19 protein-coding genes are annotated in these 23,885 nt (G+C 62.7%); 9 read left to right on the top strand and 10 right to left on the bottom strand.

Translation table 11 applies throughout. From position 1 onward, the window contains the following. Positions 1-48 precede the first annotated feature (48 nt). On the top strand, positions 49-750 hold the full coding sequence (locus ACF8EF_RS11500; RefSeq protein WP_019437505.1) for a response regulator transcription factor: 702 nt from the start codon (positions 49-51) through the stop codon (positions 748-750). Positions 751-756: 6 nt separating this feature from the next. Further along, positions 757-2,058, top strand: coding sequence for an ATP-binding protein (locus ACF8EF_RS11495; protein ID WP_176683385.1), 1,302 nt, complete (start codon positions 757-759; stop codon positions 2,056-2,058). Positions 2,059-2,089: 31 nt separating this feature from the next. On the opposite strand, the gene ACF8EF_RS11490 is transcribed toward ACF8EF_RS11495, so the two are convergent. The 4 genes from ACF8EF_RS11490 to nrfB all read right to left on the bottom strand — a co-directional run bounded on the left by ACF8EF_RS11490 (position 2,090) and on the right by nrfB (position 9,315). Further along, positions 2,090-3,181: a diguanylate cyclase gene (locus ACF8EF_RS11490; protein WP_176683386.1), complete on the bottom strand. Its 1,092-nt coding sequence runs from the start codon at positions 3,179-3,181 to the stop codon at positions 2,090-2,092. Between the two features lie 124 nt (positions 3,182-3,305). Continuing rightward, positions 3,306-4,145 carry a DUF4434 family protein gene (locus ACF8EF_RS11485; RefSeq protein WP_176683387.1) on the bottom strand — a complete coding sequence of 280 codons (840 nt, stop codon included), beginning with the start codon at positions 4,143-4,145 and terminating at the stop codon, positions 3,306-3,308. Beyond that, on the bottom strand, positions 4,145-7,144 hold the full coding sequence (locus ACF8EF_RS11480) for a phage receptor (RefSeq protein WP_392461164.1): 3,000 nt from the start codon (positions 7,142-7,144) through the stop codon (positions 4,145-4,147). Before ACF8EF_RS11480 ends, ACF8EF_RS11485 begins: the two co-directional genes overlap by 1 nt. Continuing rightward, positions 7,141-9,315 carry a cyclic di-3',5'-guanylate-activated glycosyltransferase NrfB gene (gene nrfB, locus ACF8EF_RS11475; protein ID WP_392461163.1) on the bottom strand — a complete coding sequence of 725 codons (2,175 nt, stop codon included), beginning with the start codon at positions 9,313-9,315 and terminating at the stop codon, positions 7,141-7,143. The genes ACF8EF_RS11480 and nrfB overlap by 4 nt, the downstream gene beginning before the upstream one ends. Before the next feature lie 192 nt (positions 9,316-9,507). Between nrfB and ACF8EF_RS11470 the strand changes: the two genes are divergently transcribed. Then, positions 9,508-9,939, top strand: coding sequence for a PACE efflux transporter (locus tag ACF8EF_RS11470; RefSeq protein WP_176683390.1), 432 nt, complete (start codon positions 9,508-9,510; stop codon positions 9,937-9,939). A 181-nt stretch (positions 9,940-10,120) separates the two neighbouring features. Beyond that, positions 10,121-11,680, top strand: coding sequence for a threonine ammonia-lyase, biosynthetic (gene ilvA / locus ACF8EF_RS11465; RefSeq protein WP_392461162.1), 1,560 nt, complete (start codon positions 10,121-10,123; stop codon positions 11,678-11,680). A gap of 79 nt (positions 11,681-11,759) precedes the next feature. Here the strand turns inward: ilvA and ACF8EF_RS11460 are convergent, their stop codons facing one another. From ACF8EF_RS11460 to ACF8EF_RS11450, 3 genes are all read right to left on the bottom strand, one after another. Continuing rightward, positions 11,760-12,941 carry a hypothetical protein gene (locus ACF8EF_RS11460; protein ID WP_392461161.1) on the bottom strand — a complete coding sequence of 394 codons (1,182 nt, stop codon included), beginning with the start codon at positions 12,939-12,941 and terminating at the stop codon, positions 11,760-11,762. Positions 12,942-12,992: 51 nt separating this feature from the next. Next, positions 12,993-13,472, bottom strand: coding sequence for a VOC family protein (locus tag ACF8EF_RS11455; RefSeq protein WP_176683393.1), 480 nt, complete (start codon positions 13,470-13,472; stop codon positions 12,993-12,995). A 111-nt stretch (positions 13,473-13,583) separates the two neighbouring features. Then, positions 13,584-15,203, bottom strand: a complete 1,620-nt coding sequence (locus ACF8EF_RS11450; RefSeq protein WP_176683394.1) for an NADP-dependent glyceraldehyde-3-phosphate dehydrogenase — start codon at positions 15,201-15,203, stop codon at positions 13,584-13,586. Here ACF8EF_RS11450 and ACF8EF_RS11445 point away from each other — a divergent pair. From ACF8EF_RS11445 to ACF8EF_RS11430, 4 genes are all read left to right on the top strand, one after another. Then, on the top strand, positions 15,202-15,468 hold the full coding sequence (locus ACF8EF_RS11445) for a hypothetical protein (RefSeq protein ID WP_176683259.1): 267 nt from the start codon (positions 15,202-15,204) through the stop codon (positions 15,466-15,468). The genes ACF8EF_RS11450 and ACF8EF_RS11445 overlap by 2 nt on opposite strands. 192 nt (positions 15,469-15,660) lie before the next feature. Continuing rightward, complete coding sequence (locus tag ACF8EF_RS11440) at positions 15,661-16,815, top strand: hypothetical protein (RefSeq protein WP_176683395.1); 1,155 nt, start codon at positions 15,661-15,663, stop codon at positions 16,813-16,815. Positions 16,816-16,887: 72 nt separating this feature from the next. After that, the gene (locus tag ACF8EF_RS11435) at positions 16,888-18,006 is read left to right on the top strand and encodes a glycosyltransferase 61 family protein (protein WP_176683396.1); all 1,119 of its coding nucleotides are present in this window, start codon (positions 16,888-16,890) and stop codon (positions 18,004-18,006) included. 47 nt (positions 18,007-18,053) lie between these two features. After that, positions 18,054-18,902: an AraC family transcriptional regulator gene (locus ACF8EF_RS11430; protein WP_392461160.1), complete on the top strand. Its 849-nt coding sequence runs from the start codon at positions 18,054-18,056 to the stop codon at positions 18,900-18,902. On the opposite strand, the gene ACF8EF_RS11425 is transcribed toward ACF8EF_RS11430, so the two are convergent. After that, a complete protein-coding gene (locus ACF8EF_RS11425) occupies positions 18,867-19,448 on the bottom strand; it encodes a LysE family translocator (RefSeq protein WP_176683398.1) in 582 nt (193 codons plus the stop codon). The genes ACF8EF_RS11430 and ACF8EF_RS11425 overlap by 36 nt on opposite strands. Before the next feature lie 291 nt (positions 19,449-19,739). Here ACF8EF_RS11425 and ACF8EF_RS11420 point away from each other — a divergent pair, with 291 nt between their 5' ends. Further along, positions 19,740-21,311: a TerC family protein gene (locus ACF8EF_RS11420; protein ID WP_176683399.1), complete on the top strand. Its 1,572-nt coding sequence runs from the start codon at positions 19,740-19,742 to the stop codon at positions 21,309-21,311. On the opposite strand, the gene rarD is transcribed toward ACF8EF_RS11420, so the two are convergent. Together rarD and ACF8EF_RS11410 are read right to left on the bottom strand one after the other, a co-directional pair. Then, on the bottom strand, positions 21,274-22,161 hold the full coding sequence (rarD, locus tag ACF8EF_RS11415) for an EamA family transporter RarD (protein ID WP_176683400.1): 888 nt from the start codon (positions 22,159-22,161) through the stop codon (positions 21,274-21,276). The genes ACF8EF_RS11420 and rarD overlap by 38 nt on opposite strands. 33 nt (positions 22,162-22,194) lie before the next feature. After that, a complete protein-coding gene (locus ACF8EF_RS11410) occupies positions 22,195-23,781 on the bottom strand; it encodes an EAL domain-containing protein (protein WP_209965589.1) in 1,587 nt (528 codons plus the stop codon). Between the last annotated feature and the right edge of the window lie 104 nt (positions 23,782-23,885).

Genomic DNA, 23,885 nt, shown 5'->3' with positions numbered 1-23,885 from the left:
GCGAAGAGGCCGGCACAGGCTTACTTCAACCCAGACGCCCAAGCACCTATGCCGAACATTTTCCTGGTCGAAGACGACAGCGCCCTGTCCGAGTTGATCGCCAGCTACCTGCAACGCAACGACTTCCATGTCCAGGTGATCGCCCGGGGCGATCATGTGTTGGACGAGTACCGTCGGCAAAGGCCTGATCTGGTCATCCTTGACCTGATGCTGCCGGGCATCGATGGCCTGCAGCTGTGCCGGCTGCTGCGCCAGGAGTCGCAGACCCTGCCAATCCTGATGCTGACCGCCCGCGACGACAGCCATGACCAGGTGCTTGGCCTGGAAATGGGGGCCGACGACTACGTGACCAAACCCTGTGAGCCACGCGTGCTGCTGGCCCGGGTGCGCACACTGCTGCGCCGCAGCAGTGTCAACGAACCGCGTTTGGACAACGACCTGATCCTGATTGGTGGCCTGCGCATCGACCTGGCCGAGCGTACGGTGAGTTGGCGTGGCGAGGAGGTGGAGCTGTCCAGCGGCGAGTACAACCTGCTGGTGGTGCTGGCGCGCAATGCCGGTGAGGTGATGAACCGCGACCGTATTCTGCAACAGTTGCGTGGCATCGAGTTCAATGGCACCGATCGCTCCGTTGATGTGGCCATTTCCAAGCTGCGGCGCAAGTTCGACGACAACGCCGGCGAAGCGCGCAAGATCAAGACCGTGTGGGGCAAGGGCTACCTGTTCAGCCGTGTCGAGTGGGAGTGCTGATCGGCCATGCTCAAGATCCTGGTGCGGCTGTATCTGGTGATCATCGTCGCCTACGCCGGCGCGTTGCTGTTCATCCCTGACACCATCGTCGGCCTGTTCCGCGACCGGTTCATGGCCTACAACCTGGACCAGGCCAAGGGTGTACAAGCGTTGATCGTGCGCCAGTTCCGCCAGGCTCCGCGCGAGCAGTGGCCAGCGGTGGAGCAGGAACTGGCCAGCGATTTCGCGCCGCTGCAACTGCAGCTGCTGCGCATGGATCAGGCCGGTTTGAGCGATGAGGAGCAGGCGCGCCTGGAGCATGGCCTTTACGCTGTGCGCATTGCCGAGTGGGGCTATTACGAGACGGTGCTGGCGCCGCTGGACAAGGAGTGGCTGGTACGCCTGCATTCCCCGCCAGACCCGCTGGACATCAACGTGCTGTCGTGGGGCGTGACCGTGTTGATTGGTGCAGCCATGCTGGGGTGCCTGCTGCTGTGGGTTTGGCCGCACTGGCGTGATCTGGAGCGCCTCAAGGAGACCGCTCGGCGCCTGGGCCAGGGGCAGATGGCCGAACGTACGCACATTTCGCCTCACTCCAACATTGGTGAACTGGCCGGGGTATTCGACACCATGGCCAGTGACCTGGAACGCCACGTCAACCAGCAGCGTGAACTGCTGAATGCGGTTTCGCACGAGTTGCGCACGCCACTGACCCGGCTGGATTTCGGCCTGGTGCTGCTGTTCGACGAAGTGCCGCCAGCCAGTCGCAAACGCCTGCTGGAGTTGGTCGGGCATGTGCGCGAGCTGGATGAACTGGTGCTGGAGCTGCTGTCCTACAGCCGGTTGTACAACGCCGACCAGGCGCGGGAGCGGGTGGAGGTATCGCTGCTGGAACTGGTCGACAGTGTGCTTGGCGGCTTTGCCGAGGAACTCGATGGGCGCGGTATCCACTGGGAAGTGCGGGCCGAGGGTGAGTTGCCGCGCTTTGTACTGGACCCGCGGCTGACGGCGCGCGCGGTGCAGAACCTGGTGCGCAATGCCATGCGCTATTGCGATGAAAGCCTGTTGCTGCGCTTGCGCCTGGAAGCCGATGGCGCCTGCCTGCTGACGGTGGAGGATGACGGGATTGGCGTGCCTGTGGAGGAGCGCGAGCGGGTGTTCCAGCCGTTCTACCGTCTGGACCGCAGCCGCGATCGCAACACCGGTGGTTTTGGCCTTGGGTTGGCGATCAGCCGGCGGGCGATCGAGGGGCAGGGTGGCACCTTGACCCTGGCGCAGTCGGCGCTGGGTGGGGCGCAGTTCAGGATTCGTTTGCCTGCCGGATCATAGGTTGGCTGCAACCGCGAAGGGGCCGGGCCTGCTAATCCTGCTCTGCCAGTTGGCTGGACCACAATACAAAGCGATCCTTGCCGGTGTGTTTGGCTTCATATAGCGCCTGGTCGGCGCGGACCAGTGCTGTAGTCAGGCTCTCTCCCCGGTCAACCCTGGCCAGACCAATGCTGATGGTGACCGGGTGCTCGCCAACGTCCTCGCGCACGCGCTGGCACAGCGCTGCCACTCGCTGCTCGGCCCCTTGCTGATCCAGCCCTTCAAAGAAGATCGCAAACTCTTCACCCCCCAGTCGGGCAAACGCTTGGTCGGCCATGCTCGCCTTGATATGCAGGGCCACGCGCTTGAGCACCTCATCGCCGACGTCATGGCCGAAGCGGTCATTGACCCGCTTGAAATTGTCGATATCGATCATTGCCAGGTACTGCCCGGACGTCGCCATCCGTAGTTGGCGGTCGGCCTGGGCCATGAACGAGCGGCGGTTGGGAATGTCGGTCAGGGCATCGACGTAGGCTTGCTCCAGCAACACCTTGGACAGGTAGAAATTGTGCAGCTTGGCCTTGCGGATCTGCAGGTAGCTGTAGCTGACCAGGCCGCTTAGAAACACGGCATAGCTGATCAGCATGGCGCCTTCGAGCGCATGGGGCTCGATGCGGGTGTGGTAGAACGGATTAAGCATCACCCAGGTGATGACCATGGCGCAGAAGAATGACCAGCGCCGCACTGGCAGCACCGACATGGCATACAGTACGGTGGAAACCCCAAGCACCAACCACACCGGGCGCAGGGCCATCGGGAGGCCTTCGATCACCAGGCGCATACCCAGGGTGATGACGGTAATGAACAGCAGGTTGAGCACGTCGAAGTGATGGCTGCGGCGGGTGAAACGCAGCACTACGATCAGGCTGCCGAGCAGGGCGATGAACAGGAAGGACAGCCAGGTGAAGCCTTGGTCGCCAAGGAAGCTGACGATCAGGTCGAAGATTAGCCAGATCAGGACGCTTATTGAGAATACCAGCAGACAGAACGAGCGCATGGACTCGAATTCGTGCTGGCGGAACTCGGCGCGCAGGGCGGCGGGCGCGACCTGCTGGCGTACGTGGGCTTCGATGGTCTTGAGCATCGGTGGGCTCCTGAGGCTACTACTTTTTCAGGCCTGGACCTTTCGCGGGTAAACCCGCTCCTACAGGGACCGTACGGTGTGGGGGACCTGTGGGTTTATCCGCGAAGAGGCCGGCCCTGGTGACTCATTGCTGTGGCAAGACACCCCTGGCCCAGGGCCGGTAGCGCAAGGCAAACACTGCCTCGGCATGGCACCCGCTACCCAGCCGGGGCTCGGCAGGCTCCGCCCGAAACGCCTGCTCGGGCGCGCTCACCTGGCGGAACGCCTCACGCACCACACCCACCCGGCACGGCAGGGCCTGCTCATAGCCCTGACGCACCAACGCCGGCAAACGTCCGGTGCCGGCGCCATCCTGCCACCACACAGTCAAGCCCAAGCCGGCCAGTTGATCCAGCCAGACGGCATTGACCCGCGGCGACAGCTTGCCCGTGCTGAAGGCGCTGATATGCAACGGCTTGTCCAACCGGCGGTTGAAGGCCTGTAGCTGGCTGTACAGCGCATCACGCCGTTCGGCCTCGCGTAGATGCTGGTCGTCCAGCTCCATGGGCAGGTACCAGCCGTCCACTGGCAACTGCCAGGCCTGGCGCAGTTGCTGGTACTGGCTGAGCGAACGCCCCAGCTGCGCTTTCCAGTAGCTGTTCAGGCCTTCGCCATCCAGCTCGTCGAGGCGCTGGTAGTAGGCCGGGTCCATGTACAGCCCCAGCACCAACTGCAGGCCTTCGGCACGCGCCGTGCGCAGGCTGTTGGCCAGCCAGCCTTTGGCTCCGCCGAAATCGCTGTCGCCGTAAGCACTCCATTGCACGATCAGGGTTTTGCCACCTTGGGCCGCGGTGGCTTGCCACAGGTGCTGCCACTGGGCGGGCGTGACGCTGGCATCGCGGTTCAGGGGTTGGTAGAACAGGCGCTGGTCAGCTGTGGCCGGTAGGCACAGGGCTAGCAGGCAGAAGGCGATGAGCGCACGCATCAGAAGGTCATCTCCGCACCGACCAGCACGCCGTTGGCGCGCTCGTAAAGGTTACCGCCCAACGATTGCTGGTACTCGGCACGCACTTTCAGCGAGCCGCGGTAGGCGTTGTAGCGGTCGTCGTCGAACCACCATTGCCAGCGCACGCCGACACCGGCGCGGGCGTCCTGGCGCCAGTCGTTGCCAGGGTCCTGGCTGGAGAACTCGACAAAGCCGTAGGGCATGAGGGTTTGCGGCGAGCTGCCCGGCAGCTTCCAGGCGTGGCCTTGCTGGTAGCGCGACAGCCAGGCATGGTCGCCGGCGCGGGTCCACCAGGCAGCATCGAGGTAGAGGAACCGTTCGTTCCAGTCGTCCTCATCGATGCGCCAGTCGTTGCGCCAGCCTCCCTGGTCGAGGAACGAGGCGGTGGCGCGCAGCAGCAGGTCATTGCTCGATTCGGCGTGGTGGCGCAAATCGCCCCAGTTGCCGCCGACCTTGGCCGGGCTCAGCAGTTGGCCAAGGCTGAGGCCGCGGTAGTGGGCTTCGTCGATCTGCCGCTGGTGGTAAAGCTCGGCATACAGGTTGAGGTTGGCCTGGCCGAGCGGTTTGTAGCGCAGGCCGACACCGGTACCCATGCTCTGGGCATAGTCGGTGCGGCTTTGGCCACCGAACAGTACCCGGCCATACACTGACAGGGTGCTGCCATTGCGGCTGGGCTCCTCGCCCAGAGCATGGTCCCACATGGCCAACTGCACGTTCTGCGATTGCGCCCGGCGCAAGCTGCCGCTGCGCTGGCCGTTGTCGAGAAATTTGTCGTTGGTCGAGGTGCCAGCCGGCGACCAGGTGCTGGCCAGGGTAATGGTGTCGCGACGTGACAGGCTCTCGTGAGCGCGGCGCTGGCGGTACTTGCGGGCCTCCAGGCTGCCGTATTCGTCATCACCGTCGACCAGGTTCTGCTCTACGTCGAGGATGCGGCGCAGTTCGCGGCGTGCCGCAGCGCTGTCTGCATGTTCGTCGTAGCGCAAGGCAAGTGTTTCGCCAAGGCGGTAGTCCTCGGGGAAGTCGCGAGTGGCGCGCTCAAGGTAGGGGGTCGATTGCATGCGCTGAGCCTTGTCCGTCGAGCCAGCCAGGCGCATGCCATAGTCGGCGCGATAGCGCGGCTGGTCGGGAGCCAGGCGCACGGCTTCGGCTAGCCAGGCGGTGCTCTGCGCACTGTTACCGGCCAGTTGCGCAGTGCCGGATGCGGCGTAGTAGTGATCGGCGCGCGGGTTGTGCGCCAGCGCCTGGCGCTGGAAGCCCAGCGCGGTCTGCGGGTCACCTTGGCGCTGGGCGATGGCGGCGCCCAACGCCCAGTCGTCGGCGCTTTGGTGCGCGGCAGCGTCCCAGTAGCGGCGCGCTGCATCGGCGTCGCCTGCATTCAGCGCGCCGCGTGCGGCGGTGAGGCGGGCATTATCGGTAAAGGCGCTGTCTGGCAGGCTGCGCCAGATGGGCTGGGCGGTTTCGGAGTCGCCGGCCGCTTCGAGTGCGTAGGCCAGCGCCAGACGGTTGCCAGGACCGCCCAGGCGCTCGGCAGCCTGGTAGTAGACCACCGCCTCACCCGGCTGGTCGGGCATGGCGCAACGGCCCAGGGCGCGGTACTGGCCAGGTTCGCTCGGGTTGGCCGGCACTGCCTGGCGTACGGCATCGCACTGGCCGGCTTCGGCCAGCCGTCCGAGCAACTGGGCGCGGGTGTTGGCGTTGACCCGGAGTATCAGGCCGAGCATGCGGCGGCTGTCCAGGGGCCCGTCGTTGCGGGCATACAGGTTGCCCAGCCGCTGTAGCAGCGATGGGCCTAGGCGGCCCTGGCGGCGGTCGTAGGCCTGCTCCAGCAATTGCCGTGCGTGATCGCCGTGGCCCTGTTCGGTCAACAGGAAGGTGGTTTGCTCCAGTGCGGCGAGGTCGCCGGTCTGTCGATAGCGTTGTTCCCATTCTGCGGTGGTGCGCGGCTGCGGCGGTGGGGCGCCATACAGGCGCTGCTTGAGCACGGCATAAGCCCGTGGGTCGGAGCTGGCGGAGCAGCCCTTGAACTGTTCCCGGGCCAGGTCCGGGTCTTGATGTGACAGCCAGTCGACCGTTTCGAGGCAGGGGCGCTGCAGGTCGTTGCTCAGGCGCCGCACCAGCGCCGCATCGTCGCCTTCGCGGGCCAGTTGCCAAAGTTGCTGGCGCTGTTCGGGTTTCTGCAGTTGATCAGGCGGTAGCGACTGCAGCCAACGTTGGGCCTGCTGGTGGTGGCCGACGGCAATGGCGCGGTTGGCCATGGCCAGCCGCGTCTGGTTGGCCGCTGCGAGGGAGGGGGCGTGGGCCAGCAGCGCAGTCAGGCCCTTTTCGTCAACTTGCTGGATATAGGCATTGGCCAGGCGTTGCCAGTCTTCGGCAGGCAACTGGCCTGTGTCGGCCAACGGCTGCAGTTGCTCGATGGTTTCCTTCCAGTTGCGCAGCTGTTCGGCGAAGTTGGCCCGGGCCAGGCGCAGTACCTGGCCGTCGCCCCCGGGCGGTAGCTGGTTGAGCCATTCCAGCGCTTTGGCAGCGCCTCCAAACTTGGCCAAGCTCAGGCTGTAGGCCTGCCACAGGCGTATCCGGTGGTTGCCGTCGCTGGCGACCAGCCATTGCTCCACCTGGCTGGCCGGTGGTGGGTCCTGCTCGATCCAGGTCAGGCGCAGCTCCAGCAGGGTGTCGGCGTATTCGGGGCTGTCGCCTAGCTGTTCGGCCAGCGCTTGAGCCTCCTTGTAACGGCGCTGGCGGGCCAGGGCTTCGACCAGCAGGGCGCGGGCTTCGTCGTTGTTCGGCACCCGGCCCAGCACATGGCGGGTCAGGCGCTCGACTTCAGCCCAGTTGTCTTTCCTGGCCTCGCGATAACTGCGGTCCATGAACGGAAAGCTGGTGAACCGCTGGAAGTCGGTCATCGGCGCCGAAGCGGCAGCGGGCAGGGCGGCGGAGCATAGCAGCAGGCCAGTAAAGGTGAGGGAAAAACGCGGCTTCATGCCACCTCCCGGGTCAGATCAATCGCTACTTGCTGTTCACTGGCCTGTTCGATCAGGGCCTGTTCCAGCACCTGTCTGGTGATGATGCCGCGGGCGATCAGGTGCTCGCCGAGGCTTTGGTGTTCGGGGTCGAAGTCGATCAACGCCTGGTTGAACAGGGTGACAGGGACCATGCCGCGCACCTGCAGTAGCGCGCCTAGCATCACTTGATGATGGCAGACCCGTTCCAGCAGCGCTTCGTCGTCCTGGTGGCGTTCGAGCACGGCCAGCATGTCTCGGGTTTCTTGATGCTGCCAGGGGCTTGGGTAGTGGTAGCGAAGCCCCAGTGTGACCCGGCCCTGAGGGGCCAGGCGTGCCTTGACCGGGCGTTTCAGCTGGCGGCTGATCACACCCAGCGACACCTGGCTGACCGGGCTTTCACTGGCCAGGATCAACGTGTCGCCGTCTTCGTCCACTGGCAGTACACCATAATGGGTGGCCAGCTTGCGCGGCAGTTTGGCGATCAGTTGCGGGTCGAGCTTGAACGGGTTCAGCGGTGCCCAGGGCAGGTCCAGTTGCTCGGCCAGGGTGGCCACCAACTGCTCACTGTTCAGCCAGCCACGCAGTAGCAGTTCGCGGCCCAGGCGCCGACGAATCGGGCTGGTGATGGCCTGCTGCAACTGTTCGTCGGTGATCAGGCCCTTGGCCACCAGGCGCTGGCCCAGTGGTGTGCGAGCCGGGGTGGCGATGGCGGGGAACTCGTGGGTGGTCTTGTCCCAGGCCACGCGCCGCGAATCGCCCATTTCCATTACCTGGCGCAGGGCACGCAGGTTGGCGAAGAAGTTGACGAAGTTGCTCCACATCATCCGCGGCGCTGACAGCAAGCCCTCGCCAATGCCATAGAAGCGGGTGACGAACCAGGCGCGCTGGAACAACCTGTTGAGCAGCAACAGGCCGTTGAGCCACAGCAGGGTCGACAGCAACCAGCTGTCGCTGAGGATCGACATGAAACGCCATGACTCCGGCGCAATCACCGTAACTAGCCACATGGCCAGCAACACCAGCAGCAACAGGTTGACCAGGAAGCTCAGCAGGTAGGCGAACAGCCCGCGGCGGTCACGCCAGAGGAAATAGTTGAGCGCACCTTTTCGGCTCCAGCCGAGGTTGCTGGTGCCCTGGAACACGATGCCGACGATCCAGCGCGACTTCTGTCGGATGGCATGCTGCCAGTCACGCGGGAAGTGCTCGCGCACGCAGATCACCTGGGAGAATTCGCGGCTCATGCCCGGGCGCCATTCCTGCTTCAGGGCCAGCGCCGGATCGGTGATGGAATAGCGGGCGAAAATGCACTTCATGCCTTTTTGCTTAAGGCGAAAGCCGATGTCGTAGTCCTCGGTCAGGCTCTGTACGTCAAAGGCGATGCCGTCACCGTCCTCGAGCAGTGCGCTGATGGCGCGGCGGCTGAAGCAGGTGCCGACGCCAGCACTGGGCACCTGGCCGGTCAGCGCTTCGCGCACGATCACGTCCTTGCCGTGGTTTTCGGCAAACTCGTCGACATAGTGGCCGGCAGTAAAGCCCTTCCACTCCGGTGCGTAGGGATACACCGGGATCTGGATCATGTCCTTGCTCGGCAGCAGGTAGTTGAACAGGCGCAGCTCCATCGGCGAGATCACGTCTTCGGCGTCATGCAGGATGAAACCGGCGAACTCGATGCCGGCGTCCTGCTGGAAGCGCAGCAGCGCGTCGATGATGTTGTTCAGGCAGTCGGCCTTGCTGGTGGGACCGGGGCGGGCGCAGACCACTTTGTGCACGTTGGGGAAGTGCAGGCACACCGCGTCCACGTCGGCCTGGGTTTGCGGGTCGTTGGGGTAGGTGCCGACAAAGATCTGGTAGTTCTCGTAGTCGATGGTCGAAGCGGCCAGGCGGGCCATTTCACCGACCACGCCGACTTCGTTCCAGGCGGGGACCATGATGGCCAAAGGTTTTTCCGGGACTTCGTACAAGCGCTTCTCATCGGCCCTTTCGAACTTGCCGTAGATGCGAAAACGCCGGATCAGCGTGCGGCCCCAATAGCACAGATCGATGAACAGGTCGTCCAGGCCCAACAGGAACATCAACGAGGCAAGGGTGATCGCCAGGAGCTTCAGGCCGAACAGCAGGTAAGTGAGAAAATCGATGAATACCAGGCTCATGTGTCAGCCACCGGCAGGGCAGAGTGGGCCATCGTCTTATCCTCGCTCGTTCCCTCGACGAAGGTGCAGGAGATGTCACTGTCATGTACGGAATAGATACAAGCAGCCGAACGCGGGATTGTCCAAATTTCGGGCTGTTTCTTGCGGGCTGCATCTTGTAGCTTTACAGGTCGTTCATTCAGGGAGCTGAACATGCAAGGCAAGGCCCGCAAGATCGTCCAGGCCATTCTCTATGAGGCCATCGCCGTCGCCTGCGTGGCGCCCGCACTGGAGCTGGCGTTCGGCGCCGGCATGGCGCAGTCGACCCTGCTGTCGGTGCTGATGTCAGGCATCGCGATGAGCTGGAACATGGGTTACAACTGGGTGTTCGAACGTTGGGAAGCGCGCCAGCACAAGCGTGAGCGCACTTTCCTGCGGCGCCTGCTGCATGCGCTGGGCTTCGAGGGTGGGCTGGTGGTGATTCTGCTGCCGCTGGTGGCGTACTGGCTGGACGTGAGCCTGTGGGCGGCACTGCTGACCAACCTGGCGCTGTTCGTGTTCTTCTTCGTTTACGCCTTTGTCTTCCAGTGGGGCTTCGACAAGGTGTTCGATGTGCCGCTTTCGGCGCAGCAGGCCAAGTGTTGACTTTCGGCCGCGAGGCAGGCTAAGTTCCTGCACCATGAATACATTCCCGCACGTGAACGCCATTATTATTACCGCCATTATCAGCTTGGCGGGCTAGCGCGTACGTGCACCGAACCCGCCCTGGAGGCGGGTTCTTTCTCTCTGACTCCTGGGCAACGTGAAAATAGCCAAGGAGTCATCGATGACCAGCTTCAGTGTCCCTCGTACTACCGTCACCCCTCAGCAGCTGCTGTCGGAGCAGGTGCGGCGCATTCTTGCCGCGCCGGTGTACGACCTGGCCATCGAAACGCCCCTGCAAGCGGCTCCGGCCTTGTCTGCCACACTGGGCAACCAGGTGTTGCTCAAGCGCGAAGACCTGCAGCCTACGTTTTCGTTCAAGATCCGGGGTGCCTATACCCGCCTGTCGCGTCTGACCGATGCGCAGCGTCAGCGCGGGGTGATCACCGCGTCGGCGGGCAACCATGCCCAGGGCGTGGCTTTGGCGGCATCGCACCTGGGTATCAAGGCAACCATCGTCATGCCCACCACCACGCCATCGTTGAAAGTCGAAGGCGTGCGTTCGCGCGGCGGGCATGTGGTGCTGCAGGGCGAGAGCTTCCCGCATGCGCTGGCCCACGCACTGAAGCTGGCCGACAGCGAAGGCGCTACCTTCGTGCCACCGTTCGATGACCCGGATGTGATCGCCGGGCAGGGTACCGTGGCCATGGAAATTCTCCGCCAGCGCCCGGGGGCGCTGGACGCTATTTTCGTGCCCGTGGGCGGTGGCGGCTTGATCGCCGGTATTGCCGCCTATGTGAAGTACCTGCGTCCTGAAGTGAAGGTGATCGGCGTCGAGCCGATGGATTCCAACTGCCTGCAGGCTGCCATGGCCGTCGGCGAACGTGTGATCCTGCCGCAGGTCGGCACCTTTGCCGATGGCGTGGCGGTGGCGCAGATCGGTGCCCATTGCTTCGAGCTGTGCCGCCACTTCGTCGACGAGGTGGTGACGGTGAGCAGTGACGAGCTGTGCGCGGCGATCAAGGATATCTACGACGACACCCGTTCGATCACCGAGCCGTCCGGGGCCCTGGCTGTGGCAGGTATCAAGAAGTACGTGGCGCGTGAAGGTGTGCAGGGGCAGACCCTGGTGGCCATCGACTCCGGCGCCAACGTCAATTTCGACCGCTTGCGCCATGTGGCCGAGCGGGCCGAGCTCGGTGAGCAGCGCGAGGCGATCATCGCCGTGACAATTCCGGAACAGCCGGGCAGCTTTCGTGCCTTTTGCCAGGCACTGGGCAAGCGGCAGATCACCGAATTCAACTACCGCTACCATGCAGGCAAGGAGGCGCGCCTGTTCGTGGGGGTGCAGACCCACCCGGTGCACGACCCACGTGAGCAGTTGCTGGCCAGTTTGCGGGAGCAGGGGTACAGCGTGCTCGACCTGACCGACAACGAGCTGGCAAAGCTGCATGTGCGCCATACCGTAGGCGGGCATGCCGCGCCAGGGGCGGATGAGCGGGTAATGCGCTTCGAGTTCCCCGAACGGCCAGGGGCGTTGCTGGGGTTTCTGGAGCGGTTGGGCAAGCGCTGGAACATCAGCCTGTTCCATTACCGCAACCATGGTGCGGCGCAGGCGCGGGTGTTCGCTGCTTTGGAAGTGCCAGCGGACGAGCTGGCGGGCTTGCCGTTGACGCTGGATGAGATGGGGTATCAGTATTGGGACGAGACTGACAACCCGGCGTACAAGCTGTTCCTGGGCTGACGCACACGTGTGGCCAATGCAAGCGTGTCTAGCCGCTTGCTTGCCGCCTTTGATCGCAGCGTGAGCCAACGAATGGGTTTCAACGCTCGCGCATGAAAAAACCGGCAACGAACTTGCGGAACGTTTCCAGGCTTTTGAAGTCGGCGTAGCGCTTGAAGTTCTCGGTGTCCGGCTCGGGGCCGATGGGCTGTTCCAGCAGCGACACTGACAACACCCGGTCCTGGTCCGAGGTCAGCACCAGCTCATCCATCACCTGCCCACCGATCACGGGGCGACGCATCTGCACCTTCACGCCTTTACTGGCCATCCAGTCGATCAGCGACACCAATGCCTTGAGCGGCTCGCGCTCTTCATCGCGGTACACCGGGAACAGGTGCGCGCGCGACAGCACGGGCACACTGGCCACATGGATCAACTCATAGAAATGGCTACCGGCGCTGGTTGGCGAGTAGATCATCAGGGCCAGCAACGGCCCGGTGGTGCGGCTCCCGCCCCAGTACAGGTGATGCCCCTGGAAGTCGAAGCCTTCCTCGCTGCGGTTGTTGAACAACTTGCGCCCTTTGATCTGGTCGACGCAGTCCAGCAGCAGGCCGTGGCGGCGATGGTTGCCGAACACGGAGGCTTCGCGCAGGCGGGACTTGAGCATCATCATGTGCTTCATGTCCAGGCGGGTTTCCAGGTAGTTGCTGGCGGGCACCCGCTCCAGCAGCGGATAGCGGCTGGCCACGCTGCGCAACTCGGCAAATTGTGTGGTCAGGTCTTTTTTCAGGTGAGTGGCGTAAAGGTTGAACCCGCTGGTTTCAATCCAGGTCAGCAGCAGTGACAGCAGGCGCTGCTGTTCGCGTCTGTCGTTGCCATCGCCGACGCTACCGGCCGTGCCAGCACGGAAGTCGCTGATCAGGCGCAAGGGTGTATCGGGTGGCAGCCAGGCGGCGGGGGGGACAGGATCGTTATCACGCTCGGCGGCTTCCCGCTCGTCCTTGGTGAACGGGCAGCCTGGCGCGTGCTCGGCGGTGCCCGGGTTGTTCTTGAGGAAGAGCGTACCGGTGCTGCCGTTGAGGGTGACGTTGAGCACCGGCAAGGCATCGTTGCGGCAGTCGCAAGCCAGCCACTGGTTGGCGTTGCGCACTTTCATCAGTAGCTGGTTGGCCTGTAGCAGGCGCGGGCCGGCGAGGCTGCCGGTGGCAAAGCCGACCAGCAGTTCCTCTTCGGCGGGGGTCAGGCTGCGCACCTGGGTGGCGGTTTTGTCGATGATTCGCATGAAGCAGCTCCAAGCTACGAGCCTCAAGCTTCAAGCAAAGTCGCGCGGCTTTCAACTCGCCGCTTGGCTTCCGCCGAACATCTTCGCGGCGCGGGCGCGAATCTCGTCGGGGGTCAGGTCCTCCTTGTGGGTGGAAACGAACCAGATGTTGCCAAACGGATCTTTCAGAGTGCCGCTGCGGTCACCGTAAAACTGGTCGGTCAAGGGGTGTAACTGGATGCCCCCGGCGGCCAAGGCCTGGGCGTAGACCTTGTCGCAGTCTGCAACATACAAGTGCAGGCCTACACCCGCACCGCTGAGTTTCTGGCTGGCGGTGAGGCCGCCTTCCATGTCGCAGGGGTCGCCCAGCATCAGCGAAGAATCGCCGATTCTCAGTTCGGCATGGCCAACGCGACCGCCTGGGGCATCGAGGCGGAACATTTCCACCGCCCCAAAGGCTTGCTTGTAGAACTCGATGGCCTTGGCGGCGTCGTTGATGGCCAGGTAGGGCGTGATGCTGTGCTGGCCTTCGGGGATAGGTTTGACTGCCATGTTCGACTCTCCTGTGCAATGGGCGCCGGACGGCGCCCTGTTGCTTAGAGTCGTTCGCCCAGATGGAAAATCGACAGTGACGCTAGATCGATTGTCTCTAAGCGCGGCGGGTCAGAAGATGTAGTCGGTGGTCAGGAAGCCCGACTGGCGGTTGCGGATGATCTCGCTGATCAGCGCTTTGTTGGCCTCCTGGAAGCGTGTGGCGACCAGCGTCCGGATGGAAAACACACGCAAAGCGTCATCTACGGACAGCGTGCCCTCGGCGCTGTTCTTGCGGCCGTTGAACGGGTAGGTGTCCGGCCCGCGTTGGCACTGGGCGTTGATGTTGATGCGCCCGACCTGGTTGGCAAAGATGTCGACGAGGCTGCCGATGGTGGCCGGGTCGTTGCCGAACAGGCTCAGTTGCTGGCCGTAGTCGGAGTCCAGTACATAGTCGATCACCGTTTGCAGGTCGCGGTAGGGCACCACCGGTACCAGCGGGCCGAACTGCTCCTCGTGGTACACGCGCATTTCCCGGCTGACCGGGTACAGCAAGGCCGGGTAGAAGAATGAACCGCGGCTGTGCCCGCCATTTTCGTTGAGCACGCGTGCGCCCTTGTCCGTCGCATCGGCAACCAGGCCATCGAGGTAGTCGACCTTGCCGGGTTCGGGCAACGGCGTCAGCGCCACGCCAGGTTCCCACGGCATGCCGGGCTTGAGCGCGGCCAGTTTGCGCTGGAATTTGTCCAGGAAGGCCTCGACCACATCCTCATGGACGAACAGGATCTTCAGTGCCGTGCAGCGCTGGCCGTTGAACGACAGCGCGCCGGTGACGGCCTCTTCGACAGCGTTGTCGAGGTCGACCTGGGGCAGCACGATGCCCGGGTTCTTGGCGTCCAGGCCCAGTGCGGCGCGCAGGCGATGCGGGCGTGGGTGCAGTTTCTTCAGGTCGCTGGCGGCTTTATGGGTACCGATGAAGGCGAAAACATCGACCTTGCCGCTGGCCATCAGCGCGCTCACCGTTTCCCGGCCACGACCATAGATGACATTGATCACGCCTGGCGGGAAGCTGTCGCGGAACGCTTCGAGCAAGGGGCGAATCAGCAGTACGCCGAACTTGGCCGGCTTGAACACCACGGTGTTGCCCATGATCAGCGCCGGGATCAGCGTGGTAAACGTCTCGTTCAGAGGGTAGTTGTAGGGCCCCATGCACAGGGCCACGCCCAACGGGACGCGACGGATCTGGCCGAGGGTGCCTTGTTCCAGTTCGAAGCGGCTGGAGCGGCGGTCCAGGTCCTTGAGGGCGTTGATGGTGTCGACGATGTAGTCGCAGGTGCGGTCGAATTCCTTTTCCGAATCCTTCAGGTTCTTGCCAATCTCCCACATCAGCAGCTTGACCACGGCCTGGCGCTGTTCACGCATGCGTGCAAGGAAGGTTTCGACATGCTGGATACGCTCGGCCACGCGCATGTTCGGCCAGGCGCCACGGCCTTTGTCATAGGCCTGCACGGCGGCATCGAGGGCGGTAAGCGCGGTCTCGGCATCCAGCAGCGGGGCGCTGCCCAGTATGACCTGATGCTCTTCGTCGCCTTGCTTGAGCCACACCGGGCTGCGCACCGTGGCCAACGGGCCGTCCCAGCGCCTGAGCTCTCCGTTGACCAGGTAGTCGCGTTGTTCCAGTGGGGCCCCCAGGCGCCAGGTTTCCGGGATGTTCTCGGCGCTGGGGAAGAGTGAATCGAGCAAACGGTCCATGGGTACTGCACCTCACATCAAAGGGCGGTTTTCAAGTCGGTTGAATCGTTTCAGCTACGAGCATGCACTGGCTGCCGGAAAAACACCAGTCTGGCTCAACATCGCTGCCCATGCCTGGCGGCAAGCAGTCGGCAACCTGACGGTCGTTTATGCTAAGAGAAGGCGTCAAAGGTTATTCATTGATAGCGAAATGGGCGGCGGACGCTTGATGGGCATGGTTATAGCAAAAGTTATGCTGAGCACCGGTTTGATGCGGGTAATTTGACGCCATGAAACTTGATCTGAAGTCAGCCAGAAGCCGCTTGCCAAAGCGTTTGCAGGCATCTTAAATTGTTACTGAATGTGATAATAAAGTTTCAAGTAAAACAATAAAAATCAAAGTGTTAAGTGATTTTGCCGGGTTTTTTCTCTTGTTCCGATTGGCCAACAGTGCACTTCAAAGGACGTCGAAGAAAAAATGAAAAAGACCTTGACGACTGTGGCGCGCAAGCTCCTGTCGCCCTCCACGCGCTACGAAGTCAGGCTGCTGGCCTGCAAAGTGCGAGAAATGATGGCGCGTGCCTGTCTCTGGCGTTGGGAAGTTGCGAGGTTTCGCCCGCAACAGGAAAGCCCGTACGAAATCCTCTACATCGGCCGCAAGCAGCAACGGGAAATGGCCAAGCTGCTGATCGGTGGCAAGGGCCAGGGCAGCGCATCGATCGTAGACAGTGCAAGTGCCACGGCGGCTGCCAGCCACGTCGTGGTCATCAGTGAAATGCCCACGTCGGGGGCGCTGTCAGTGCCGCATTACCTGAGTGCGGTGGTGCCGCTGGGGCGCCCGCTGGAGGACATCACTGCCCGCTACGACAGCGAACTGCGGCGCAGCATTCGCAAGAACCGGCCCCTATATCACATGCGCCAAGCCCTTTCGGACGAAGAAATCGCCATGGCCGACCGGGAACTGCTGCGCCCATACGCTTCGGCCAGGCAGGGCATTCACGCCGCGCAGTTTCCTACCCAAGAGGTGTTCCGTATTGCCAAGAGTGTTGGCCGGCTTGACTTGATCATGCTGGGCGATGAGGTGATCGGCTGCCACCTGGGGTGTGAAGTGGTACGCGACGGCAAGCGTTACTGGAGCACGTTGCGCTTTGGTTATTGTGAAGCGGTGTTTTCCGATGCGAAGAAATTGCGCGAGGTGAATTCGATCACCACCTTCATGGCGCTCGAGTGGGCACTGGAGCAGGGCTTCGATTATTACGACATCGGCCTGTGTCTGGCGCGCCCGGACGACGGCCTGCTGAAGTGGAAGCGCCGCCGCGGTGGTGATATCGATTCGCTGGGTAACCATGCGTACCTGTTTGTCCGTTTGCCCAAGACCGGTACAGCAAAATTCCTGTGGGACACGCCGATGTTCGCGGTCGAAGGCGACAAGCTGACGTTGCATCTGGGGTTGCCGGATGGCCCAAGCGATGAGGAAGTTGCCAGTCGCTATCACGAAATGGTGTTTGGTGGCCTGCACAAGATTTATCTCTACGGAGGGAGCGGGGCAGGCGAACCGTTTGTGGAAACGTTGCGCAGCCGTTACGCCAGCTTGCAGTCACCGCCCACCATGGAACGAGTCACGAGCAATTGACTAACTGCCAGGGATGCTTTGATCTGGCGCCGGGCGCCGGGCTCCAGTCTTCGTCATCAGGGGGGACGCTTCATGGGAAGCGACATCTCGCAGTTCAGTGCATCGCCCGCAGCCAGGCAACACACCTGGACCTTGGCCGCCTACCGCCACATGCTGCGCAAGCGGCTGAGCAGGAAAGCGGCGATCGACATCAAGAGCCTCGCCACCAAGAGTTGGGACATTGCCCCGGGCGAGGCCACAGTTTCGCCGCCGGCCATTTTCCTGCCTGGCCAGCTCGATCGGGTGACGGGCTGGGAAGGCAAGCGGTTTTACCCTTACGTGCACCCGGCGCAGACCATGGGGGGAGGTGTCCACACGTTGCAAGGGCCAACCCGCGGCTACCTGGTCAAGGATGTGTGGCTGGTCGATGGGGCGTTGTACAAGGGCAAGGCCAGCCATTGGCTGTCGCAGAAGCCGTGTACCTTCCCGACCATCCTCATCGACCATGAAATCGACCGCGCCGCGATCTACTGCACGCAAAACGGTAACGCTTGGTTCGGCACCTGGCTGATGGAGGATTGCCCGACCTATGCGCTGGCCTGCAACGAGGGCATCCCGGTGACCACCGCCCCCTCTGCCAGGTATCCACTGTTTACCCAGGCACCGGCCTATGAAGACTGGCTGGACATGAAGCCTTTGCGCCTGCGCAGTGCGTTCTTCCGTGAGGTGGTGCTGTTCGATGACCAGAGCAACAACCGCAGCCGGCATGCTCGCTACCGAGCCATGGGTGACAAGCTGCTCTCGCATGTGTCGCACACGCAGCACCCGGGGGTTTTCCTGTTGCGGGGCGGAGATGGTGACCTGCGCCTGCTGCGCAACGAGCTGGAGCTTGCCGAGCATCTGCGCACTACCCGCGGTTTTCGCATCGTCAACCCGCTGAAGTCCGATGTACCCAGTATTGTCGCGGCGTGCGCCGGGGCTAAAGTGGTCATCGGGGTGGAGGGGAGCCAGTTGGTGCATGGCGTGAATGTGCTCCAGGCTGGCGGCTGCCTGCTGACTTTGCAGCCGCCGAACCGTTTCGTCAGTTACTACAAGTACCTGACGGATCGTGATCACCAGCATTTCGGCTTTGTGGTTGGCCTACCGGAAGGCGACGGTTTCAGGATTGATATTGGCGAAGTGGAGCGCACGCTGGATCTGTTTCCACGATAAGTGTGTAGTATTCGTGCATACGTCAGCGGCGAGCAGGGCTGTAGAGGATGATTGAGGTCTCACGGTTTTGGCGCGATCCTGCCTTGCCGTTCGTCGAAGCCCGACGGGTAGGGGACGGGCGCAAGGTGTGCTACGCCGCGCACTCCCACGAGAGCTTCTCCATTGGTGTCATCACGGGGGGGCGTAGCACTTATATCAACAGTGACCAGTGCGTTGAGGTTGGGGCGGGCACCACAGTGCTGATGAACCCGGGCGTGGTACATGCCTGCAATCCTGTTGCCGGGGATCCCTGGTCTTACCTGATGCTGTTCGTCGATCAGCCTTGGTTGCAGTCAGTAGGCTTTACCCTGCCAACGCAGACCTGGAGCCGCTCGCCTGTGTTGTATCGGCGGCTGTTGCAGGCCTTTGCCGACCTGTTCGATGCCAGGCTGCCTGATCGCGAGGCCCGTCTGGTGGCCCTGTTCAGCGAGTTGCCGGGCATGCTTGGTGGTAATGCCAACGAGGTTGACGAGGGCAATCCTCGGCTGGATGCAGCGGCAGCTTTCATACGCGCCCATCGCAGTGACCCGCTCAGCCTCGAGGATATCTGCGGGGCTTGCGGCCTGTCTCGGTCCTACCTGATTCGTGCTTTTCGCCAACGCTTTGGCCTGACACCGCATGGCTACCTGCTAGACCAGCGCGTGCAACTGGCCCGGGCGCAGTTGCGCCAGGGCCGGGCCATTGCTGACGTTGCACAGGAGGCAGGGTTTGCTGATCAGGCGCACCTGCAGCGGGCATTCAAACAGCACCTGGCGGCGACACCGGGGCATTACAGAAACGCCGTCCCTAGTCTGGGCGCTCCTGCAGGAGCCGGGCATGCCTTAAAGGATCAGGTAAACCGCGCTGGCGACCAGTAACACGGCCAGGCTCCGATTGAGCATGCGCAGGTGACGTGGGTTGTCCAGGTACTGGCGAATCACGCTGCCGGCCCAGGCCCAGCAGGCCACCGAAATGAAACAGATTGGGCCATAGATCCAGGTAAACAGCCACAGCAAGTGCTGTTCACCGCCGGTGTAGGCTCCCACCCCGGCAACGGCTGCCAACCAGGCTTTGGGGTTAAGCCACTGCATTGCTGCGCCGTGCCAGGCTGAAGAGGGTCGGCCAGACTGAGCGTTGTTCAGGTTACCGTCGTCACTGGCCAGCTTCCACGCCATGTACAGCAGAAAAGCCACCCCGCCCCAGTGCAACATCAGGCCCAGCAAAGGCCAGCGCAGCAGCAGTTGATGCAGGCCCAGCCCCACCAGCACCAGCAGCAGGCAGAAGCCCAGCGTGGCACCGGCCACATGCGCCAGGCTGGCGCGCAGGCCATGGCGGGCACCGCTGCCGAGTGCGACGATGTTGACCGGGCCGGGGGAGATCGAGGCCGCAAGCGCGAAGGCGGCCATGGACAGGTACAGGCTCATGAGGAAGATCCGTGTGGTTGGGGAGGCGTTATCCTTGCGTGGCTGGCGTTCTGATGTATTGAACAAAAGTACCTGCGCACGACTCGCGCCTGCAGGGCTAATGGCGATGCAGGGGTGTTACAGGTTTTGTAATAGTTTTGCGCTACTACAGAAACCTGCTGTGCTTGTAGCATCGTCCTCCCAATTTTTTATCAAGGTCTATATGAGCACCTTCGCGGAGCCCCCCAGTCTTCGGCTTTTCCGGCCATCCTTCCCTCGTCCGTGTGACGTTTCCCTCGTGAGTACCCGCTAATGGAATGGCTAGCCGACCCCACGGCCTGGCTAGGCCTGTTGACGCTTATCGTCCTCGAGCTGGTGCTGGGTATCGACAACCTGGTGTTCATCGCCATCCTCGCCGACAAGTTGCCGCCGCATCAGCGCGACCGCGCGCGGGTCATTGGCCTGAGCCTGGCGCTCATCATGCGTCTGGGCCTGTTGGCCAGCATTTCGTGGATGGTCACCCTGACCGCACCGCTGTTCGAAGTGTTCGACAAGAGCTTCTCTGGCCGTGACCTGATCATGCTGTTCGGTGGTGTGTTCCTGCTGTTCAAGGCCACCATGGAGCTACACGAACGTCTGGAAGGTCACGTGACCCAGGCCAGTGGCACGCTGCGCCATGCCGCGTTCTGGCCGATCGTTGCCCAGATCGTGGTACTGGACGCGGTATTCTCGCTGGATGCCGTGATCACGGCGGTGGGCATGGTCGATGAACTGTCCGTGATGATGATCGCGGTGATCTTCTCGATCGGTATCATGATCGTTGCCAGCAAGCCGCTGACCCGCTTCGTCAACGCCCACCCCACGGTGATCATGCTGTGCCTGGGCTTCCTGATGATGATCGGTTTCAGCCTCACCGCAGAAGGTCTGGGCTTCCATATCCCGAAAGGCTACCTGTACGCGGCCATCGGCTTCTCGATCCTGATCGAGATGTTCAACCAACTGGCCCGTGCCCGCCGCAAGCGCAGCTTGCAACAGCATCGGCCGTTGCGCGAACGAACTGCCCATGCCGTGCTGCGCCTGCTGGGCGGCCGCCGGGTCGAGGCTGACGAGGTAGGCGAGGAAATTGCCGACCTGGTCGAGGGCGGCGGGGAACACGTGCTGTTCGACCGTCGTGAGCGGGTCATGATCAGCGGCGTGCTGAACCTGGCCGAGCGGCCGATTCGTACGGTGATGACTGCCCGTGCCGAGGTTGATGTGATCGACCTGGCGCAACCGGCCGATGCCATTGCCCAGGCCCTGGCCAATTCGCCGTACTCGCGCCTGCCACTCATCCGTGATGGTCGCGTGGACGAGCCCTTGGGCTTTGTGCACAAGAAGGAACTGCTGAAAGAACTGCTCTCGGGCAACCAGCCCGACCTGGAAAACATGGCCCGGGCGCCATTGAACCTGCTGGAGAGCTTCAGCATCCTCAATGCCCTGGAGCAAATGCGCGGTCAGTCGACCCACATTGCCTTCGTTGTCAACGAGTTCGGTGACTTCACCGGGCTGTTGACCATGACCGACATCCTTGAGTCGATTGCCGGCGAGCTGCCGGATGCCAGTGAAGTCGAAGGCCCGGGCATCGTTCAGGAGGGGGAAGGCTTTGTGGTCAGCGGCGCGCTGAACCTCAGCCAGGTGCAGGCGCGTACTGGCTTCAGTGCCCGTGCTACCGAAGATTACCAGACCCTTGCGGGCCTGGTGATGAGCTTGCTCGACCGCCTGCCGATGGTCGGTGACCGGCTGGCCTGGAATGGCTGGACGCTGACCGTGGAGGCGGTTGAAGAGCGACGGGTACGCCAGGTTCGGCTTACACCGAACGGCGACGCTGACGTAGCAGGTGCTTGAAGCCCTCAAGCACCAGCACCAGTACCGCGGCCCAGATTGGCAGGTAGGTCAGCCACTGATCCGGGCCGATGGTTTCGCCCAGCAGCAACGCCACGCCTACCAGCAGCACGGGTTCGACGTAGCTGAGCAGGCCGAACAGGCTGAATGGCAGCATGCGGCTGGCCAGCACGTAGGCAATCAGCGCTGAAGCGCTGATCGCACCAAGGATCGGGATCAGCACATAGAGCCCGGGGTGTGCTTGCAAATCGGCGCTGGAAAGTGGGCTCTGGATCACGAAGTAAAGCGCCCACGGCAGCAGCAGGCACATGTCGCACCACAGGCCGCCCAGGTGGTCGGTGCGGCAGCGTCGGCGCAGCACGAAGTAGATCGGGTAGCCCACCGTTACCAGCAGGGTTTCCCAGGCAAAACTGCCATTTTGGTACAGCTCGTGGCCCACGCCCAGCGCGGCGCAGGCCACGGCTACCGTCTGCAGGCGAGACAGGCGCTCGCCATATACCAGCCGCCCGGTCAGGACCATGGCCAGTGGCAGCAGGAAGTAACCCATTGACACTTCCAGGCTGCGCCCATGCAGGGGCGCCCAGAGAAACAGCCACAGCTGCACCCCCATCAGCCAGGAAGTGCCGACCATGCCGAGCAACAGCACCGGCGTACGTTTTACCCGGCCCATCAGTTCGCCCACCCGCTTCCAGTCTTTCGAGACAAGCATGAACAGGGTGAGGCAGGGCAGTGTCAGCAGGGTACGCCAGCCAAAGATTTCTTCGCCATCAAGTGGCTTGAGCAGGGAGGTATAGAAGTACATCACAGCGAACAAACAGGACGCCATGACCGATGAAACAATGCCTTTTGACACGAATGCCTCGAATAAGGGAATTGAGCGGGTTGATCAGCCGCGCATGATCTCAGGGGGCGCGCCTTGCGGCAACTGCGTTGCGCCCGGGCGAGTGGCCAGGGCTTCGAGGAACTGGGCGGCCGGCATGGGCCTGGCGAACAGGTAACCCTGCTGGAAGTCCACCCCGTGCGCGGCCAGGTAGTCGCGCTGCAGGTCGGTTTCCACTCCCTCGGCAACGATGCCCAGGTCCAGCTTGCCCGACAGCTCGATGATGGTCTCGAGTATGTGCACTGACAGCGCATCGGCGCCGATCATGGCAACGAAGCTCTGGTCGATCTTCAGGTAGTCGACCTTGAATTGCCGCAGGTAGTTGAGGCTCGACTGGCCGGTGCCGAAGTCGTCGAGGGCGATCATCACGCCCATGGCATGCAGCTTTTCGAATAGCTCAAGGGTGACCGGCGTGGGCTCGATCAGCTTGCGCTCTGTCAGTTCCAGGGTCAGCACCACCCGGCCGGGCGGAAAGTGCTGCAGGAACGTGCGGCAGTCATCCAGCAGGCTGAGGTCGCGGCAGTGGTCAGCGGTGATGTTGACACCAATATGGAAGCCGTCTTCCAGCAGCCCGGCATAGGGCGCCAGGCTTTGCGCGGTATGTGTCAGCAGCGCGCGGGTCATGGCGACAATCTGCCCGCTGTGTTCGGCATAGGGGATGAACAGGTCGGGGCGAACCAGGCCTTCTCGTGGGTGGTGCCAGCGCATCAGCACTTCCGCGCCGGCCCAGCGGTAATCGCCCTTGCGCACCACCGGCTGAAAATACGGCAGGAATTCATCGGCCTGCAGGGCACGCTCCAGTTCGGCACGCGGTGAGGTGGCGCGGCGAATCTGCCAGCGGCACACCAACGCCGCCAGGGCACCCAGTACCAGGAGCAGACTGAGCAGGCCAGGGTAGTGGCTACGTAACAGTTGCCCCTGCTTGTCGGCACTGTAGCCGCCCTGCACACTGAAAGGGTAGCGCGTCGAGCCTATCAGCACGTTGGCACTGGGGGCGGCAGGGGATAGGCCTTTGTGGACCACACCGTCCTTGCCCATCCAGGCGTCGCCCACGCGGATTTGCAGTTCTTCATCGGGGCCGATCAGGCGCAGTGCTGTCAGCAGGTGGTCGCCATCCACCGTGGTGATTGCACCGTGGTCGCCGTCGCTGGCACGGTAGACCAGCAGCGGGTGGCCCGGCGTAACCGAGTTGCCGTCCATCAGCCATAACTTGCCGTCGACGTAATCGCCAGGATTGACCGGTTCTTCGAACTCGCCGAACAGGGAGGTGCAATAAAGGTTGTTGTGCCTGAACAGGTTGGTCGAGCGCACGAAGGCGTTGCGGGTAACCTGGGCCCGTAGCATAAGCTTGGCCTGCTCGCATGGGCTGTCAGTCAGTGGAAGCAGCGAATTGGCGGCACGGGACAGGTCGTCGAGAATGTGTTCGACGTGCTCCAGTGCCTGGCGGGTGGTGGCCTGGCTGCTGGCCTGCATTTCACGCTCGACCTGCCAGTTCATCACGGCCAGGCCGCACATGACCGGCAGCACGCCGACGACCCAAGGCAAGAGCGAGCGCCAGCTGAGTGCGGCGCGGCGTTTGACGGTAAGGGGCATGCTGACCTGACTATCATGAAGTAAAACGAGAGGATAGCCGTTTGTCGGCGCGTACGAGCAACTAAAAACGCGACAAACCATTTTACGCACTGTAGAATCGATTT

The organism is Pseudomonas sp. zjy_15 (assembly GCF_043101865.1).
GTDB classification, from domain to species: domain Bacteria; phylum Pseudomonadota; class Gammaproteobacteria; order Pseudomonadales; family Pseudomonadaceae; genus Aquipseudomonas; species Aquipseudomonas putida_Y.
Note: the sequence above shows the minus strand (reverse complement) of the source record. Positions and strands in the feature narration are given on the sequence as shown.